Raw genomic sequence first — 278 nt, 5'->3', positions numbered from 1 at the left:
CCTGCCGGATCGAAGCCGGCAGCGTTTCCGACATCAACGCGTCGACGCTCTTCGCGCCGACCGTCTCGAGCATTGCGGCGACATCGCGCGCGGAGGGGCCGATGTGGCGGCGGACGAAACTGGCGGTGTCGCCATTGGATTTGCGGTGCGCGGTCATCATGGGTCCTCGCTTTAGGTCATCTGTCGTTGCCGTCATGCCCGGGCATAGCCGTCCGAAGGACGGCGTCGCTTCGCTCGCCTATGTCCCGGGCATCCACGTTCTTCGCGCCGTGAGAAGG

1 protein-coding gene is annotated in these 278 nt (G+C 65.8%); it reads right to left on the bottom strand.

Features of this window, described 5'->3' with window-relative positions; translation table 11 throughout:
* On the bottom strand, nt 1–157 hold a 157-nt coding region (locus tag AOQ71_RS49695), incomplete at its 3' end, for a hypothetical protein (protein WP_430648622.1).
* Nucleotides 158–278 lie beyond the last annotated feature (121 nt).

The organism is Bradyrhizobium manausense (genome assembly GCF_001440035.1).
Lineage (GTDB): Bacteria > Pseudomonadota > Alphaproteobacteria > Rhizobiales > Xanthobacteraceae > Bradyrhizobium > Bradyrhizobium manausense.
Note: the sequence above shows the minus strand (reverse complement) of the source record. Positions and strands in the feature narration are given on the sequence as shown.